Source organism: Flavobacterium lindanitolerans (genome assembly GCF_002846575.1).
Taxonomy (GTDB): Bacteria; Bacteroidota; Bacteroidia; order Flavobacteriales; family Flavobacteriaceae; genus Flavobacterium; species Flavobacterium lindanitolerans.
In genome coordinates this window covers 460,240-476,928 of the sequence record NZ_PJND01000007.1, presented here as the reverse complement: position 1 = coordinate 476,928, position 16,689 = coordinate 460,240, and the positions used below count along the sequence as shown (strand labels likewise).

13 protein-coding genes are annotated in these 16,689 nt (G+C 38.1%); 4 read left to right on the top strand and 9 right to left on the bottom strand.

Annotation, left to right across the window (positions count from 1 at the left end):
* Positions 1-70: 70 nt before the first annotated feature.
* The 3 genes from B0G92_RS02055 to B0G92_RS02045 are packed head-to-tail and all read right to left on the bottom strand — an operon-like array spanning position 71 to position 3,957.
* On the bottom strand, positions 71-1,213 hold the full coding sequence (locus B0G92_RS02055) for a lycopene cyclase family protein (protein ID WP_101470924.1): 1,143 nt from the start codon (positions 1,211-1,213) through the stop codon (positions 71-73).
* 21 nt (positions 1,214-1,234) lie between these two features.
* Positions 1,235-1,693: a thioredoxin family protein gene (locus B0G92_RS02050; RefSeq protein WP_101470923.1), complete on the bottom strand. Its 459-nt coding sequence runs from the start codon at positions 1,691-1,693 to the stop codon at positions 1,235-1,237.
* Between the two features lie 2 nt (positions 1,694-1,695).
* Entirely contained in the window at positions 1,696-3,957 is a 2,262-nt protein-coding gene (locus B0G92_RS02045; protein ID WP_101470922.1) for a TonB-dependent receptor, read from the bottom strand.
* A gap of 88 nt (positions 3,958-4,045) precedes the next feature.
* On the opposite strand from B0G92_RS02045, the gene B0G92_RS02040 reads away from it, so the two are divergent.
* Both B0G92_RS02040 and B0G92_RS02035 read left to right on the top strand, forming a co-directional pair.
* Positions 4,046-5,917: an Nramp family divalent metal transporter gene (locus B0G92_RS02040; protein WP_101470921.1), complete on the top strand. Its 1,872-nt coding sequence runs from the start codon at positions 4,046-4,048 to the stop codon at positions 5,915-5,917.
* 29 nt (positions 5,918-5,946) lie between these two features.
* Positions 5,947-6,600: a metal-dependent transcriptional regulator gene (locus B0G92_RS02035; protein WP_056067318.1), complete on the top strand. Its 654-nt coding sequence runs from the start codon at positions 5,947-5,949 to the stop codon at positions 6,598-6,600.
* Here B0G92_RS02035 and B0G92_RS02030 read toward each other — a convergent pair.
* The 3 genes from B0G92_RS02030 to B0G92_RS02020 are packed head-to-tail and all read right to left on the bottom strand — an operon-like array spanning position 6,597 to position 9,246.
* Positions 6,597-6,722, bottom strand: coding sequence for a FeoB-associated Cys-rich membrane protein (locus B0G92_RS02030; protein ID WP_082482145.1), 126 nt, complete (start codon positions 6,720-6,722; stop codon positions 6,597-6,599). The genes B0G92_RS02035 and B0G92_RS02030 overlap by 4 nt on opposite strands.
* Positions 6,723-6,775: 53 nt before the next feature.
* Complete coding sequence (gene feoB, locus B0G92_RS02025) at positions 6,776-9,013, bottom strand: ferrous iron transport protein B (protein ID WP_101470920.1); 2,238 nt, start codon at positions 9,011-9,013, stop codon at positions 6,776-6,778.
* Positions 9,010-9,246 carry a FeoA family protein gene (locus B0G92_RS02020; RefSeq protein ID WP_056067322.1) on the bottom strand — a complete coding sequence of 79 codons (237 nt, stop codon included), beginning with the start codon at positions 9,244-9,246 and terminating at the stop codon, positions 9,010-9,012. Before B0G92_RS02020 ends, feoB begins: the two co-directional genes overlap by 4 nt.
* A gap of 226 nt (positions 9,247-9,472) precedes the next feature.
* Here B0G92_RS02020 and B0G92_RS02015 point away from each other — a divergent pair, with 226 nt between their 5' ends.
* Positions 9,473-9,907 carry a YMGG-like glycine zipper-containing protein gene (locus B0G92_RS02015; RefSeq protein WP_056067324.1) on the top strand — a complete coding sequence of 145 codons (435 nt, stop codon included), beginning with the start codon at positions 9,473-9,475 and terminating at the stop codon, positions 9,905-9,907.
* 42 nt (positions 9,908-9,949) lie between these two features.
* On the opposite strand, the gene B0G92_RS02010 is transcribed toward B0G92_RS02015, so the two are convergent.
* Positions 9,950-10,624, bottom strand: a complete 675-nt coding sequence (locus B0G92_RS02010; protein WP_101470919.1) for an SCO family protein — start codon at positions 10,622-10,624, stop codon at positions 9,950-9,952.
* 121 nt (positions 10,625-10,745) lie between these two features.
* Between B0G92_RS02010 and B0G92_RS02005 the strand changes: the two genes are divergently transcribed.
* Positions 10,746-12,803: a M13 family metallopeptidase gene (locus B0G92_RS02005; protein ID WP_101470918.1), complete on the top strand. Its 2,058-nt coding sequence runs from the start codon at positions 10,746-10,748 to the stop codon at positions 12,801-12,803.
* Between the two features lie 692 nt (positions 12,804-13,495).
* Here the strand turns inward: B0G92_RS02005 and B0G92_RS02000 are convergent.
* On the bottom strand, positions 13,496-14,311 hold the full coding sequence (locus B0G92_RS02000) for a Rossmann-fold NAD(P)-binding domain-containing protein (protein WP_101470917.1): 816 nt from the start codon (positions 14,309-14,311) through the stop codon (positions 13,496-13,498).
* Positions 14,298-16,685: a M28 family peptidase gene (locus tag B0G92_RS01995; RefSeq protein ID WP_245867662.1), complete on the bottom strand. Its 2,388-nt coding sequence runs from the start codon at positions 16,683-16,685 to the stop codon at positions 14,298-14,300. Before B0G92_RS01995 ends, B0G92_RS02000 begins: the two co-directional genes overlap by 14 nt.
* Between the last annotated feature and the right edge of the window lie 4 nt (positions 16,686-16,689).

Sequence of the window (16,689 nt, the reverse complement as noted above, 5' to 3'; positions counted from 1 at the left end):
AAAGTTACGAAGTTTTGGAGTGTTGTAAAAAAATAGAGTATAAAGATTTGTTATAGTTTCATAGTCGGGTTTATATGCCAATTCTTTTGCCTAATGCCTGAAGAAAAGGTGTTTTTGGGCATCTGGAAATTACGCGTATGTCTTCAACGAATGAAGTTTCTTCATCCAGAAATTTAAAAATAATGGCAGGATTTCCTTTTTGAAACATGGCAGAAAATATTTGGCTTCCGAGGTAGTTTTTCCTATCCAATATGTCTAATAACAACAAATCATAAAACCAAAACCTTGTTTTTTTATGGAATTTTCTAAAATCGTTTCCAGTTGCCAAAAAAGCAACCAATTCTTTTGATTTTTTTGTGGCATTTTTAAAAGTATAGCCGGTACTGGCTTTTGTCCAGCCTCCGGCACTTCCAATGTGTACAATGTTTTTAGTGTTTTTTTTCCAAAAAGGATAACAAGTCATTGGAATTGCGCCCTGTTCTTTTTCAATCAATTCGTAATTTGTAATTCCTAATTTTTTGAAATAGTCCTGAATTTCGTTTTCATATTCATTTTCAGGAAGCAGTTCTTTCGAAAATAAAGTGTATTCTATCAAAGCTTCGGTTTTTGAAAAAGGCAATACATACATAAATCGCGTATTTCCTTTTTGGGCTATTGAGAAATCCATGAAAGTGGCTTTTTCCGGATTGAAAACGGGTTCTTTAGCCTTGATTTTCCATCCAATAAAGTGCTGTTGCAAGTAGGGATATTTTTTTTGAGCAACAATTTCCTGTGGATTTAAAATACTATTGAAAAGTTTATCGCAGTAGAATTTTTCTGTTTCCGTTTCTGCCAAAATCCCGTTATTTTCTTCTGTGAAACGAATTATCTTTTGCTGTAAGAATTCAATATTGTGTTCTTTTGAAATTGCTTCAAAGACATGTTGGTAAAAATCCATTCCCTGTATCATCTTGTACTGATAAGGGCTTAGATTTAAATCACGCGTGAAATTTGCATCCGAAAAAATGGCCGTATTCCATTTTCTATGGACAAGGTGTTCGTAATCTCCATCTGGTTTTTCCCAAAAGCACCAGGTGCGGTCATTGTTATTTTTGGAATCGGCATCCAAAAGAAGGATTTTCTTTTCTTTGAATTTTCCGGAAAGTATCATCTGGTAGACGGTCATCAATGCGGACAGTCCCGCCCCGGCAAAAATGTAGTCGTACTTTTTCATATTCCAAAAATAGCGAATATTTTAACGGATTTTACGCAGCATCTGCAGCAGGTCTTTTGCATTTATGTAAGATTGGAGCTGTGCGGCTATAGAATAATCGGAATTTAGGATAACAATTGACGGATAGGCCGTGTTTCCGTTTTTTTCTGCCAATGCCGTAGCCAATTCATGAACGCCGGAATTATTTCCTTTTGGCTTGAATTTAAAAACGGTCCCGTTAAAAAAGATTTCCTTTTTATCTTCCGCATCAAAAGAAATAAAATAAAAGTTTTGGTTCAGGGCTGTTATAAGTTCTTTGTTTTTAAAAGTCGTGTTTTCCATCATCTTGCAGAATTTGCACCAATCCGTATGTATAAAAATGACATAAGGTTTGGAAGTGGCAGCGGCTAATTTTTCTGCTTCTTCAAAAGTGTGCGTTTTGAGTTGGGCAAAAGTTGGAACTGCCGTTACCAATGCTAGTATAAGAAGCCACTTTTTCATAATTATTTCAAAGTATATCGCACTCCAAAAAAGCTTCGGATGCCTTGATTCGGACCATAAACATAACTTGGGTCAAAAGTCAACGCATATGGATTGTCTGGTGTTGGCAGGACATTTCCCTGCGGGTCATATTGTACATTCTTATCAAAAGGGTCGTTAGCTCTTGCAATAATAAAAGGATTTCCTTTGTTTGGCGTCCAGTTTAATAGGTTCTTGATGCCCATATAAATTTCGACATCTTTTATTTTATTGTAAGTGAACTGGATGTTTTGTATGCTCCACGTTGGCGAGTATTCTTTTCTCGGGTCGAGTTCTCCAAGCAACGGCAAACGCATTGGACCGTAGACATTTCCCGTATAGTCAATGTCGAGAAACAATTTTGGAATGCGATATGAAATAGCCCAGGTTCCCGAAAACTTTTCAGTCAGAATCTGTCTTGTCTTGGTGTCGTTTTCGGTTTTGGAAACATCCATATACGTAGCTCCCAAAATAAATTTCAGCCCGTTTTGGAAAACAATGTCTAAGTTAGCACTAACTCCTGTTGTCACGGCATGACCATCCAGATTTTTGTATATGATTTTATTCGGGTCTGTATCATAATCAGGCAGGATGGAATTTGTGAAATACGTATACCAGGCTGCCGTTTCCAGGCCAATATAGGTTCCGTTTTCTGTATAGATTTTCTTCAGGTAATTGATATTGGCATTATACGATTTTTCCGGTTTTAGCTCTTCTGCAATAACAACTTCCCTGGAACCGGTTAAGGCGGCATGTTCTTCGGTGAACAGGTTTACTACGCGGAATCCGGTTCCGGCATTCAGGCGGATAATATCGTTATCAGTCGCTTTGAATTTATAAGCAAAACGGGGTGTGAAAATAGAACCGTGGTCACTGTTATAGTCATATCGTGCACCAAGAAGTATGCTGTGTTTATCGTTGAACCTGATTTCATCTTGTGCAAAAATGCTCTGAATCCAGGTTTTGTCGGCAGTGGAAGTAGCCGGAGTATTATCGTTGTAAAACTGATAGCGGATAGCTGTTCCAAAAAGCAGGTCATGGTTGGAAATTTTCTTGTCCCAGGTTAGCTGTCCGAAACCAATACGTTGTTGGGCCAAATAGGGCGTATTTCCATATACAGAATTCTGGTCATGGTCTGTATACGAAAACGAAAACAGCATTTTCTCTTCAACAGGCAGTTCATAGGCTCCTAATAGTTCATATCTTTTAGTATAAATGCTTTCCCCATAGACTTCGTCTCCGCCACGGTATTTTTTCTCCCATTGCATTTCGCCACCCCATCGGTCTTCATAAAAATAACGACCGGCCAGCGAAAACAATTTGTTGCTTTTCCTTCCTAAATTCCATTTTTGAAAGACTGAAATACGATGCTGTAGTGTAACGTCTGTGAAATTATCATGATTGTTGTCTATCGGATTACTGTAATTGAAATAATTGACTCCTAATAAAACGGAAGAGTTTTTGCCGATGTTTCCTTTGAATCCGGCATCCAGGTTGACTTCGCCCCATGAATTGCTGAAACCGTCTATTGAAAACCGTGGAGCATTGGACGGATTTTTGGTAATAATATTGATTAAGCCGCCAACCGCCTCGCTTCCGTATAAGGAAGATGCCGGGCCTTTTACGATTTCAATCCGTTCTAGCAGCGAATTTGGGATTCCGGACAATCCGTAAACGGTAGACAGTCCGCTAACGATTGGCATTCCGTCAATTAACACCAATGTATAAGGCCCTTCCAATCCGTTAATGTGGATATCGCCCGTGTTGCAGATATTGCAGTTGAGTTGTGGACGGACTCCGTTCACGTTCTGCATTGCTTCAAAAATATTGGCAGTTGGATTTTTCTTGAAATAAGAGGGTTTGTATACTTCAACGGGAACGGGACTTTCCAAACGGCTGACAGGTTTTAAAGTGCCGCTTACAACGACTTCTTCCAAAGAATTTTTATCGTTTTCCAATTCTGCATCCCATTCCAGGGTTTCATTTTTTTTAATGGTTATGGCTTTTCTCTGTGTTTTGCTACCTACATAAGCTACCTGAATCTTATAATTTCCGGCAGGAATATTATCGATTTTATAATTACCTAAGCTGTCTGAGGATGTGCCAAAATTTGTTCCTAAGATTTTGATATCAGCATCGGTAACTGCAATCCCTTCGGAAGTTATTTTTCCGGAAATAGCACCTTTTTCTTGTGCATAAAAGTTGTGAAAAGAAAAGATTAGAAACAGTAGGGCTATGTTTTTCATTAAGCAATAATTAATTTTTAGACAAAACTAAAAATTATATTTTACTAAGCAAATAAAATAATTATATTTGTATCAATAATTGTTTTGTATGAGTAAATCATTGGAAGAAGTACACGGGTCAGTGGCTACCCAAAATAAAAAATCGGCATTTAGAAAAGTGCTGGCTTTTTTGGGACCGGCCTATCTGATTAGCGTTGGATATATGGATCCGGGGAACTGGGCAACTGATATAGCAGGAGGAAGCCAGTTTGGCTATACGCTTTTATGGGTGCTTCTGATGAGTAATATTATGGCATTGCTTTTGCAAAGTTTGAGCGCCCGACTTGGAATTGTGACACAGCGTGATCTGGCACAGGCATCGCGGGAAACCTATTCGCCTTTCATTAACTATATCCTTTATTTTTTAGCAGAGATTGCCATTGCGGCCTGTGACCTTGCAGAAGTATTGGGTATGGCAATCGGGATTAACCTTTTGTTTGATATTCCTTTGATTGAAGGTGTATTGATTACGGTTCTCGATACTTTTCTTTTGCTGTTTCTTATTAATAAAGGTATCCGGAAAATGGAAGCGTTTATCATTGCCTTGGTAGCTATAATAGGTTTTTCTTTTGTGTTTGAAATGGTATTTGCAGAACCGGAACTTGATAAGGTTGTATTGGGACTGATTCCATCCATACCTAATGAAGCAGCATTGTATATAGCCATTGGTATTATTGGTGCAACTGTAATGCCACATAATTTATACCTACATTCTTCTCTGGTGCAGACAAGAAAGTTTGACAGGACTGATAAGGGCATCAAACAGGCCTTAAAATACAATCTGATTGATTCTACCATAGCACTGAATCTGGCTTTTCTGGTAAATGCGGCTATTTTGATTCTGGCTGCGGCAACCTTCTATCGCAACGGGATGTTTCATGTGGCAGAGATTCAGGATGCACACCAGTTTCTGCAACCACTTTTAGGAACAAAATGGGCACCGATACTTTTTGCAGTTGCCTTAATCGCTGCCGGACAAAGCTCAACAATTACAGGAACATTGGCCGGTCAGATAGTTATGGAAGGTTATCTGAACTTAAGAATACAGCCGTGGGTTCGCCGAATAATTACGCGATTGATTGCCATTGTGCCTGCTGTTATTGTCATCATGATTTATGGTGAGCAGGTTACGGGAAAACTGCTGATTTTTAGTCAGGTGATTTTGAGCCTCCAATTAGGATTTGCCATTATTCCGTTAATCCATTTTGTAAGCGACAAACGAAAGATGAAAGGTTTCCATATTGGCAGGATTACCCAAATAGCTGCCTGGATTATCGCATCAACCATTGTGTCGCTCAATGCAAAACTGGTTTATGATGAAATTACCGGATGGATTGAAAATGCAGAGAATCCTTTAGTGCTTTGGTTGACAGTTGTTCCTTTGGCAATAGCATTTTTGGTACTGCTTTTATATATTGTTTTCAAACCGTTTATCGTCAGGTCAAAAGCGAAAAATTACAACCATTCACCACACAACCTCACGCTTAAGTTTTCAGAAAAGGCAACGTATACGAAAAAGAATATTGCTATTTCTGTTGATTTTTCGGAAGCAGATGAGGTTGCCATAAACAGTGCTTTTGAATTGGGAGGAATAGAAGCAAATTATACATTGATTCACGTAGTAGAAACTGTTGGTGCCATGATGTATGGCGAAAACATACAGGACCATGAAACCACAATCGATGAAAAATTGCTGAACGAATATAAGGAAATGCTTGTTCAAAAAGGGTTCAGGGTTGAAATCCAATTAGGGTTTGGAAAACCAGGTAAAGTGATTCCGGCTATAGTAAATACTGGAAGTTTTGATATTTTGGTGATGGGAACCCATGGGCATACCGGTTTCAAGGATTTGCTTTTTGGAACTACGGTTAATAAATTGCGCCATCAAATATCGATACCGTTATTTATTGTCAAGAAGTAGGTTTACCTTTACACTCAAAATATTTTGCAATGACTTTTTCAGAAGAGAATTACCTAAAAACAATCTATCACCTAACAACAGCTTCAGATGCTGAAGTCAGTACGAATGCCATTGCTGAAAAAATGGAAACGAAAGCATCTTCTGTTACGGATATGTTGAAAAAGCTTGCGGAAAAAGGCCTGATTAATTATAAAAAATATCAGGGAGTTTCATTAACACAAGATGGAAAGCTGGCTGCAAAAATGATTGTGAGAAAACACCGCCTTTGGGAAGTTTTTCTAGTAGAAAAGCTTGGTTTTTCATGGGATGAGGTGCATGATATTGCCGAACAGTTAGAACATATCAAATCAGAAAAACTCATCAATAAGCTCGACGATTTTTTAGACAATCCTACAGAAGATCCACATGGTGACCCTATACCGGACAGGGAAGGAAGAATTATAAAAATCGAAAAGCAATTGCTTTCGGAATTGTCAGAAAACCAGTCCGGGATTTGTGTTGGTGTAAAGGACACTTCTTCAGAATTTTTGAAATACCTCGACAAGCAGGAAATTGCTTTGGGTTCAAAAATCGAGTTTCTGTCCAGAGAAAGTTTTGATTTGTCCTTGAGAATAAAAGTGAATGGAAAAGAGCTTACGATTTCCAATAAAATTGCAAGCAATCTTTTTGTCAAACTGCTTTAGTGGCATCCGCAATCGTCATTGCCGCAATTTCCTGCCTTTTTCTTTTTCCAAAAGAATTTCTTGACAAGAAAAGCAAAAGCTCCTGCTACAAGTAGGTATGCTATGATTTCCTGAATATTCATATCTCAAAGTTAAAAATTAAATTCTTCGGCTTATGCCAAGAAAATGATAAACCTTATTTCAAAATCTGATAGACAATTAACGAAACGGCATAGGCAAATGAGCTCATAAAAACCAGCTGAATGACAGGCCATTTCCAGGAGTTGGTTTCCTTCTTCGTAATTGCCAGCGTACTGATACACTGCATCGCAAAAGCATAAAAAAGTAACAGCGATATTCCCGTAGCAAAATTGAAAATCTTATCGCCTGTAACCGGATTGATTTCAGCTTCCATTCGGCTTTTTATGGTTGCTTCTTCTTCACTGTCTACGCTGTAAATAGAAGCCAGCGTACCAATAAATACTTCTCTTGCCGCAAAGGAAGTAATAACCGCGATGCCAATTTTCCAGTCATAACCTAATGGTTTGATGACAGGTTCTATACCTTTTCCTAAAACTCCTATAAATGATTTTTCGAGCTTAAAACTGGAAATTTCCTGATTTTCTACTTTTTCAAAAAGTTCTGTTTTTTTGGCAGCTATAGAATCAGCGATGTCCTGACTGTTAATCTTGTAAATGTTTTTGGCAACGCTGTCCTGCAATGCTGTATAATGCTCTGAAAGTGTATTGTCGATGTAATTTTGGTTGAATCGCGTTAAACCTTGCTTTTGTATTCTTTCTTTGACAATAGTTTCCGCATTAGCATATTCGTGAGACATACCGTGTGAACCCAGGAACCAAAGGATTATTGAAATGGCAAGGATGATTTTCCCTGCTCCAACCACAAAAGATTTTGTTTTTTCGATTACGTTAATGGCCACATTTTTAAACAAAGGCAGTCTGTAATTGGGCATCTCAATAACGAAATACGACTTGGATTTTATTTTTAATATTTTGTTTAGGATATAGGCGGCAAAAATAGCCATGGAAAAACCTAAAAGATACAATGCCATTAGAGTCAACCCCTGTAGGTTTAAAAAACCAAGGATTCTTTTGTCGGGAATAATCAGGGCAATCAGAATGGCATAAACAGGCAGTCTTGCTGAACAGGTTGTGAAAGGAGTAATCAGTATGGTTATCAATCGCTCTTTCCAGTTTTCGATATTTCTCGATGCCATGATAGCCGGAATAGCACAAGCCGTTCCCGAAATCAATGGAACAACACTTTTTCCGCTAAGTCCAAATCTTCTCATGATTTTATCCATAAGGAAAACCACACGGCTCATATAACCGCTTTCTTCCAATACAGAAATAAAAAGAAACAGAAAGGCAATTTGTGGTATAAAAATTACTACTCCGCCAATTCCCGGTATGATTCCCTCAGAAATAAGGTCGGTTAGTAAACCAGGAGGAAGGTGTTCTTTTGAAAAGCTAGCCAGTTTAGCAAAAGTTTCATCGATAAAATCCATCGGAATACTTGACCATGAAAATACCGATTGGAAAATCAGCATCAGAATGGCAAAAAAGATGACATATCCAAAAACTTTGTGCATCAGGATTCTATCCAGTTTTGCTCTCACTCCTTTTGCTTTGGATGAATCAACCTTATATCCGACTTTAAGAACATCATTGATAAACTGATACCTTTTGATGGTTTCTTTTTGCTGCATTTTTTTCAGCTCAGAATTGGATTTTGCAAAAGATTTTTCAGCAATCTCATTCCGTTCCAGTTCTCCAAAGTTTACGTCCTGTGTAATGACGAGCCATAATTTATAAAGCAATTCTTTCGGAAAAGCATGGCGGAGCCTGTTAAAATAATCAACATCAATGCTTGATGCATTCAGGCAAGGCTCTGTTGATAGTGTTTTATAATCGGCTATAAGCTGTTTCAGATTGTCAATGCCAATGTTTTTGCGAGAGCTTATAAGAGCTATTTTGGTTTTTAACTGCTCTTCAAGATAAGGAATATCCAGGCTGATGCCTTTATAATCCATTCTGTCCGACATGTTGATAGCCAGGATTGTCGGGATTTCCAAATCCTTAATCTGTGTAAAAAGAAGCAGGTTTCGTTTAAGATTTTCAACTTCGGTAACTACAACCGCAACATCCGGATAATTAGGGTCGTTTTTGTTGAGCAATAGTTCAATTACCACATTCTCATCAATAGAACTGGCGTTTAAACTATAGGTTCCCGGCAAGTCAAGAATGGTGGCTTTCAGATTTTCGGCCAGCTTGCTGTAACCGATTTTCTTTTCAACGGTTATTCCCGGATAATTACCAACCTGTTGCTTCAATCCTGTAAGCTGATTAAAGACAGAAGTTTTCCCGGTATTAGGATTGCCTATAAGGGCTACTTTAAGATTTTTATGACTCATAGAGCTTCATTCACGACTTCAACAGTTATAGCAAGGGCAGTTTCTTTGCGAATGGCAACATGACTGTCATTGACATCAATATATAACGGGTCGCCAAGAGGTGCAATCTGCAATAGCTCTACAAAATTGCCGGGAAGACATCCCATTTCAAGCAATTTTAAAGGAATCGTATCGATATTAACGTCGAGTATCTGTGCCTTCTGACCGATTTTGAGCTGTGCTAAAGTTTTCAAGCCTTATTTAGATTCAATTTAGATTGCAAAAATAGGAATTATTATTGAAGTAAGGTGTTTAAATAAAAAATAGAGGTTAAATCCTAGTGTTTTCAATTGTTTTTTATGTTTGATGATTCTCTATAAAGAAAATACCGCATTTAAGTTTTATAAAATTATAGTGCAATCCTATAAAATTACTCAGTTTTATAAGCTTACTTTTATACCATAATCAAAAATAAAAGTCATGAAAAAGCTAATTTATGCCGCATTTATAGTGATTGTTTTCTCTGCATGTAAAGACACGGCCAGTGAAAATGCAATGCTGGAGCAACAGCGTGAGATAGATTCTATGAAAGTGGTGATGAAAGAACAGGAAGAAGCATTGGCCAAACAAAGAACTATTGATTCCATGAATGCCGTTGTAGCTGCAGCCGAAGCAAAAGCTGCTCGGGCTTCAGCAAATAAAGCTGCTCCGGTAACTGCTGAGCAGAAGAAAAAAGGATGGAGCAATACGGCAAAAGGTGCTGTGATTGGAGCCGGAGCCGGAGCCATTACAGGAGCTGCCGTTTCAAAGAAAAAAGGTGAAGGTGCTATTATTGGTGGTTTGGCCGGAGCAGCCGTAGGTGCCGGAACCGGAGCCATTATTGACGATAGCAAAAAGAAGAAAGAAAAACAATAAACCCGAAACAAATAAAAAAGAGAGGCATTAGGCCTCTCTTTTTTATTCTGATTTTTCATTACTCAAATAATTAATATCTTCCAGTAGTCTTTTGACTTCTTCAAGTTTGGTACCGTCATAAAATCCGCGGATTCTTCTTTTTGCATCTACAAGTACAAAGTTTTCGGTATGTACCATATCATATAATTCGCTTGAATCTGTAGTTTTTACGGCGAGATATGATTTTCTGGCAATATAATAAATGTCTTTTTTATCGCCCGTAACCAGATTCCATTTGCTGTCAATTACTCCCTTTTTAACGGCATAAGCTTTTAAAACTTCCGGCGTGTCAATATCTGGCATTACGGTATGGGAAAGCAGCATCACTTTAGGATTGTCCTTAATCTGTTCCTGAAGCCATGCCATATTTTCACCCATTGGTACGCAGATTGACGGGCAGGTCGTAAAAAAAAAGTCGGCTACATAGATTTTTCCTTCGTAATCTTTCTGGGTTATTGTTTTTCCGTTTTGGTTGGTAAACGAAAAATCATCAATAGTATGGTATTTTTTTACATACTGTACCGTGGTGTCTACCATTTCAGGATTGACATCGGCAGGATTGTATATCTTAAGCGTCTTTTTGGGCTTTAGTGCAAAATAGAAGAGTGTGATGATAGTCGCGGATAGCAGGAAAAGGACTAGAAAGAAAATTCTATATTTTTTAAAAAAGGTAAGCATGTGGAAGAAATTTTTGCGAAATTACAAAAGAAAGCGTCATGCAGATTTTATTTTAACAGTTATATAAGTTGATGCAACTGGTTTACTTTTTAAATTTGTGACAACACAAACAGAGTTTTATATGAAAATAATTTCGAATAAGGGTATGCTGTCCGTAACGGCCATGATTTTGACCGCAATTTCGGCGAATGCCCAGGAAAAATCACCACATCCTGGTATTGAAATCCAATATATGGATTTGTCAGTAAGACCCAATGACGACTTCTTTAAATTTGTTAACGGAAAATGGGTTAAGGAAACCGAGATTCCTGCCGACAGGACTCGTTGGGGAAGTTTTGACGAACTTCGCCAGAGAACAGATGAAGATGCGTTAGCTATCCTCAAGAAAGCGGTCTCGGATAAAAAGCTGGATCCTAAATCAGACCAGTCCAAGGCTGTAAATCTTTACAGGTCTATTATGGATACGGTAACAAGAAACAAACAGGGAATTACTCCCCTGAAACCGTATCTGGCAAAAATCAATGCGGTTAAAAATGTAAAAGACCTTCAAGCTCTGATGATTGAAATGGAGCCGGTTGGCGGAGTTGGATTTACAGGAGCCGGAGTAGGTACTGATGCTAAAAACAGTAACAGAAATGTGGTAACCGTTGGCTTGGGAAGTTTAGGTCTTCCGGACAGGGATTATTATGTTTCTGATGAAGCCGATTCTAAAGAAAAAAGAGAAAAATACGAACAGCACGTTGCCAGAATGTTGCAATATCTTGGTGAAAAACCAGATGAAGCGAAGAAAAATGCGGCGAAAATTGTAGCATTGGAAATTGCTATGGCCAAGCCGAGATTGGATAGAGTGGAACGAAGAGACAGAAGGAAAACCTACAACCCGATGGCTATTGCCGATTTGCAGAAACTGACTCCTTCTATTAACTGGAATACCTATTTGACTGGAATCGGACTTCCAAAATTGGATTCAGTTATCGTATCTCAGCCAAAATACATGACCGCATTGGAAGAAATCTTCAAGCAAAATAAAGTTGATGATTGGAAAGAGTATATGAAATGGACGTTGCTGAACAAATCTGCCGGAACGCTTTCAACAGAAATTGAAACGGCAAACTGGGAATTCTATGGCAAAACCCTGACAGGAGCTGTGAAGCAAAGACCTCGCGACGAGAGAGCATTGCAGACAGTAAACGGAATGATTGGTGAAGCTTTAGGAAAACTATATGTTGCTGAAAAGTTCCCGCCAGAAGCGAAAGCGAAAGCGGAAAAAATGATTAAAAACATCTTCCTGGCTTTTGAAAACAGAATCAACAGATTGCCTTGGATGACAAAAGCGACAAAAGCTAGTGCCATTGAAAAACTGCACAAGTCAAGAATCAAAATTGGTTATCCGGACAAATGGAAAGATTATTCTGCATTGACAATCGTTGCTCCTGAAAAGGGAGGAACTTATTTTGAAAACATTAAAAATGCAGCGCGTTGGAACTACAAGGAAGACATCGAAAAATTAAACAAGCCGGTTGATAAAGATGAATGGTTTATGTCGCCACAGACTGTAAACGCCTATTACAACCCTTCGTATAATGAGATCGTTTTCCCGGCCGCTATCCTGCAGCCGCCATTCTATGATTACAAAGCGGATGAAGCTGTTAATTATGGAGGAATCGGAGCGGTTATAGGACATGAGATTTCACACGGATTTGATGATTCAGGGTCCCGATATAATGCCGATGGAAATTTGGTAAACTGGTGGTCTGACGACGATTTGAAGCAGTTTACAGGATTGGGTGGTGCTTTGGCAGATCAATACAGTGCTTTGCAGCCTCTACCTGGAATTTATGTTGACGGTAAATTTACTTTAGGTGAAAACATTGGAGATTTAGGTGGTGTGAATGCAGCTTATGATGGTTTGCAATTGTATTTAAAAGAGAACGGACGTCCGGGATTGATTGACGGATATACTCCTGAACAGCGTTTCTTTATTTCATGGGCGACCATCTGGAGAACCAAAGCCCGTGATGAGGCTATTAAGAATCAGGTAAAAACAGACCCGCATTCACCGGGAATGTACAGGGCTTATGTGCCACTTCAAAATGTGGACGCATTCTATGAAGCATTCAAAATCAAAAAAGGAGACGGAATGTATGTAGAACCGGAAAAGAGAGTTAAAATCTGGTAATAAATAAAAAATCCCAAGTGTGAGCTTGGGATTTTTTATTTCAAAAAACTACTTCTTTCTCGAGACTTCTTGCTAAAAGTTAAGCTATACTTTTTAATGCTATGCGACTTTTTTGAATTAGCACACTACACAAAATAATGGATTTTATGTTGAGAATTAAATTCTACCAATTTGTGTAGTCGACGCTACATTTTTAACTGTTAGTTTTATCTAAAATTCAAATCGTAAATAAATTTCTTTTAGCCACTTATTTTGTGATGTAAAATTACTTTACGAGATTGAAGCGAAGGTGTTAGGAACTCACGATAAAGACCCATGCACAAGAAATAAAAATGGTACTATTTATTTGGATGCCTGTACTTTTTGGCAAAAAGTAAGTTTCTTTATAAGTTTTTCATGTTCAGGGCTCCCGGTAGACACAAAGTCCCAACAAGAATCATATATGAATTGCTTACAGTCTACAGTTTGTAAAAAATGTAAATAAAATAAGCGCCATGATAACAAAAAAAAGGATAGGGTATATAGTTTTGGTCTTGCTGATAGTTTACTTAGCCTTTGCAATACCTAATGCAATTAAAAAGTATGATGCTACTCGTTTGCCCCCTGACGAGTTTTTTAAAAAATACAAATAGTGTCAGGTCATTTACATTAACTTGTAAGTATATAGAAAAGGGATTTAAACTTATTTTAAATTAAAAATCCCTGTCCATTACTTCAAAATTATACTTCAAAATGGCTTCTAGCTTATTGCTAATTATAATCTTCCCAACTGATTTTTTTTCAACATTGAATCTCGGTACTTCCAAACCAAGGCTTTCCGCTTTTTGAGTATAATATTCTTTTCGCCCTGGATGGATGGGTGTTGCAGCATTAAATGTTTTGTTCCAAATATCTTTTTCAATAATCTTTTCAATAATCCCGATGCAATCTTGTTGATGAATAAGATTGACAGGTCCGTCAGGATTTTCAATGTTTTCTCTGCCTGAGAGAAATTTTACAGGATGGCGGTCTTCGCCTATTAATCCTCCAAAACGCAAAATGGTAGTACTGAATTTAGGATTATTCAGTAAGAGGTTTTCAGATTCAAAAAGCTGCCTGCCACTTTCGGTATCCGGATTTGGAGTGTTTTCTTCTGTGATAACGGGAGTATTTTCAGTATCAGCATATACCGATGTTGAACTTATAAACAGTACTTTTTTGATGGAAGATTTCTCAATTTCTAAAACCAGATTTTTAATTTTTGCTACAAAATTTTCATTTGTATCGCCTTTTAGTTTTGGCGGTATATCAATAATCAGAATTTCAGAACCATTCAAAAAATCATTTAGGTTTCCCTGAATTCCTTCAGAACTTACAGCAATTAAAAAAGGCTTTATTCCGGAATTTTCCAGAATACTAAGCTTGTTTTCGGAAGTTGTAGAGCCGTTTACTGAAAATCCTTTCTCTAGCAAAGCTTTAGCCAAAGGCAATCCAAGCCATCCGCAACCTAAGATACTAATTTGCTGCATTGGCATTGATTTCCAGAGTTGTTGGTTGTTGCTGTAAACTGTCTAATAGCTGTTCAGGAATGATTTCCTTTCTGAAATTAGGTTTTATCTTTTGCTTTATGACTACGGCGTCATTTAGTACGAAAGGTGTTGGCATCATCCAGTTCTCACGCTTTGCAATGCTGAACATTTTGTTGCTCATCAGGTCGAAAGAAGATTCCATCAAATCCATGTCAAGCACCGCTTTTGAAGCAATACTGAACTGCAATTCCAAAGGCTCATTATCTGTTACATAATAGCTCAAAAGCTTTCTTCCTTTTCTCTTAAAAGCAGAACCTTTCTGGTTGATGTGTTTTACCCCATTGGCTCTCAGGTTATGGAAAGTAAGGTTTTCATGCGCAAAAATATCATAACGGTTTACCTTCCGGTTAGGACTGATTTTTATTTTAAGATGCCTTTGGGTTCCAATTACAGTATCACGCAGGAATTGGATAGTAGGTTCTTCCAGTTCTTTTGCAGGAGCAGAATTCGAATAGGTAAATTTGGAATTGTATTTACTAAACAGGTTATAAGGTTCCAATTGTTTGGCATCAGAAGGTTTTTCACCTAAGTATCCTTTAGTCCAGCTGTCAAGGTTTTGGTCATAGGTCACCCATAATGCTTTTCCGGTATCACCGTCATAAACATACAGGAGGCTGTTTGGTTTTGCTTTTCCGGATTCATAGCCAGACTCAAGGTGTGCTTTTATAAAAAAGCCAATTGCAATCAAAAGCATAGCCATGGCCCAGATACCTTTTTTTGAATAATAGCCAAAAACAGGAAGCAGAAGCGTAAATACCAAAACGGTTAATACTGCACTTCCGGCCAATAGTTTTAGTCCTAATCCGATTGGAAATGTAGTAATGAACGGAATGAAAATTATAAAAGCCGGAATACTGAGGATAAGGTTCAGTATCCAGCTTTTTTTCTGTGTAATTACAAAATACGCCAACATGATTAAAGCACAAAAAACAGGAATTATAAAGAATCCTGCCCCGGGAAGATAAATCGCCAGTGCAATATTTATCAGGAGCCACAGGAACAAAGGTGCAATGGCAAAGTTCATTGCCTGGTTTTCGAAATAGTATTTTTTATAGAAAGCAAAACTGATGGCCAAACTGATAAAGACAAAAAAGCCTATGTAATAGTGGCCGTTATAGGTGAATCCGTGTAAAATGTCTTTGTATTGAGGATAAAATTCATTCAGGATTTTCCATCCCAGGAAAGCAGCAGCACCCGAAACCAGAAGAGAAGCAAAGAACGGGGCAAAACCACGTCCGATTTCTTTAATGGATAAGGCTCTTTTGCCTATGCCGATAAAAACAATGAAAATGAAAAGCACTCCCGCAATAGTAACAAGTATATAGTTCCATGAAAATGGATAGCTTACAAAGTAAAAAGGAGTGTTGAAATAAACATAATCTTCGCCATCGTTCAGGGTACTCAGATTGGTATTGGAGAAATAATTAAGTAAAGGAACGATGTAGGTGCCCTGATGGGCTAAAGTAGTAGGACTCAGATGTTGTATATCATCCTGTTGGGTATGATAATTGAAATGGTCGTCAATAAAAGCAAAATTAAATCCCTGTATTTTTCCTTCTTCCCTGAAAACTGTCAGGTCTGTGTCGTTGGGAAGCATTTTGTAAATGCTGTACATCAGAGAGTTCGAAACAGGAAAACCCGGATTGGCTTTTGTGAATTCTTTCACCATGGCCGCATTTCCTTTGTTGGTTTCCATCAGCATATAAGACGGTCCGGCACTTCCTCTTGCTTCGAGATTCAGGACAAGCCCGACATCTTTGGCCCAGGGATGCTCCGTAACAAAAAGAGCAGCTCCATTCAGTCCCAGTTCCTCCGCATCAGAAAACAAAATGATAATGTCGTTTTTGTTGGCCGTTTTGTTTGCAAGAAATGCCCTTACACTTTCCAGTATGGTAGCAATTCCGGAAGCATCGTCAGCAGCACCCAGAGAAGAAGAGTGTGGAGCGCTGTCGTAATGCGACAAAAGCATCAGTGCTTTGGAATTGTTAGAACCCTTTATCCGGGCAAGAATGTTTTTTGATTTTGCCAGATTTCCCCATTCTGTCAACGTATATCCTTCTTGGGTTGCCGTTTCTAATCCGAGTTTTTGAAGTTCTTTTTCGAGAAGGGAAGCAACGGTTTTATGATTTTCTGAACCAACATAATGTGGAGATTTTGCTATAGAGGCGACTTGTTCAAGAGCTCTTTTGGTAGAAAATTCCGTCAGTGGGACTTCTTCTTCGGCAATGTTTTGGGGCATCATTGCAAAGAAAATCCCATAGATAATTCCTGCGACAAGTAAAGCAGAAATAAGGGAACTATATCTTTTTTTCATTCCG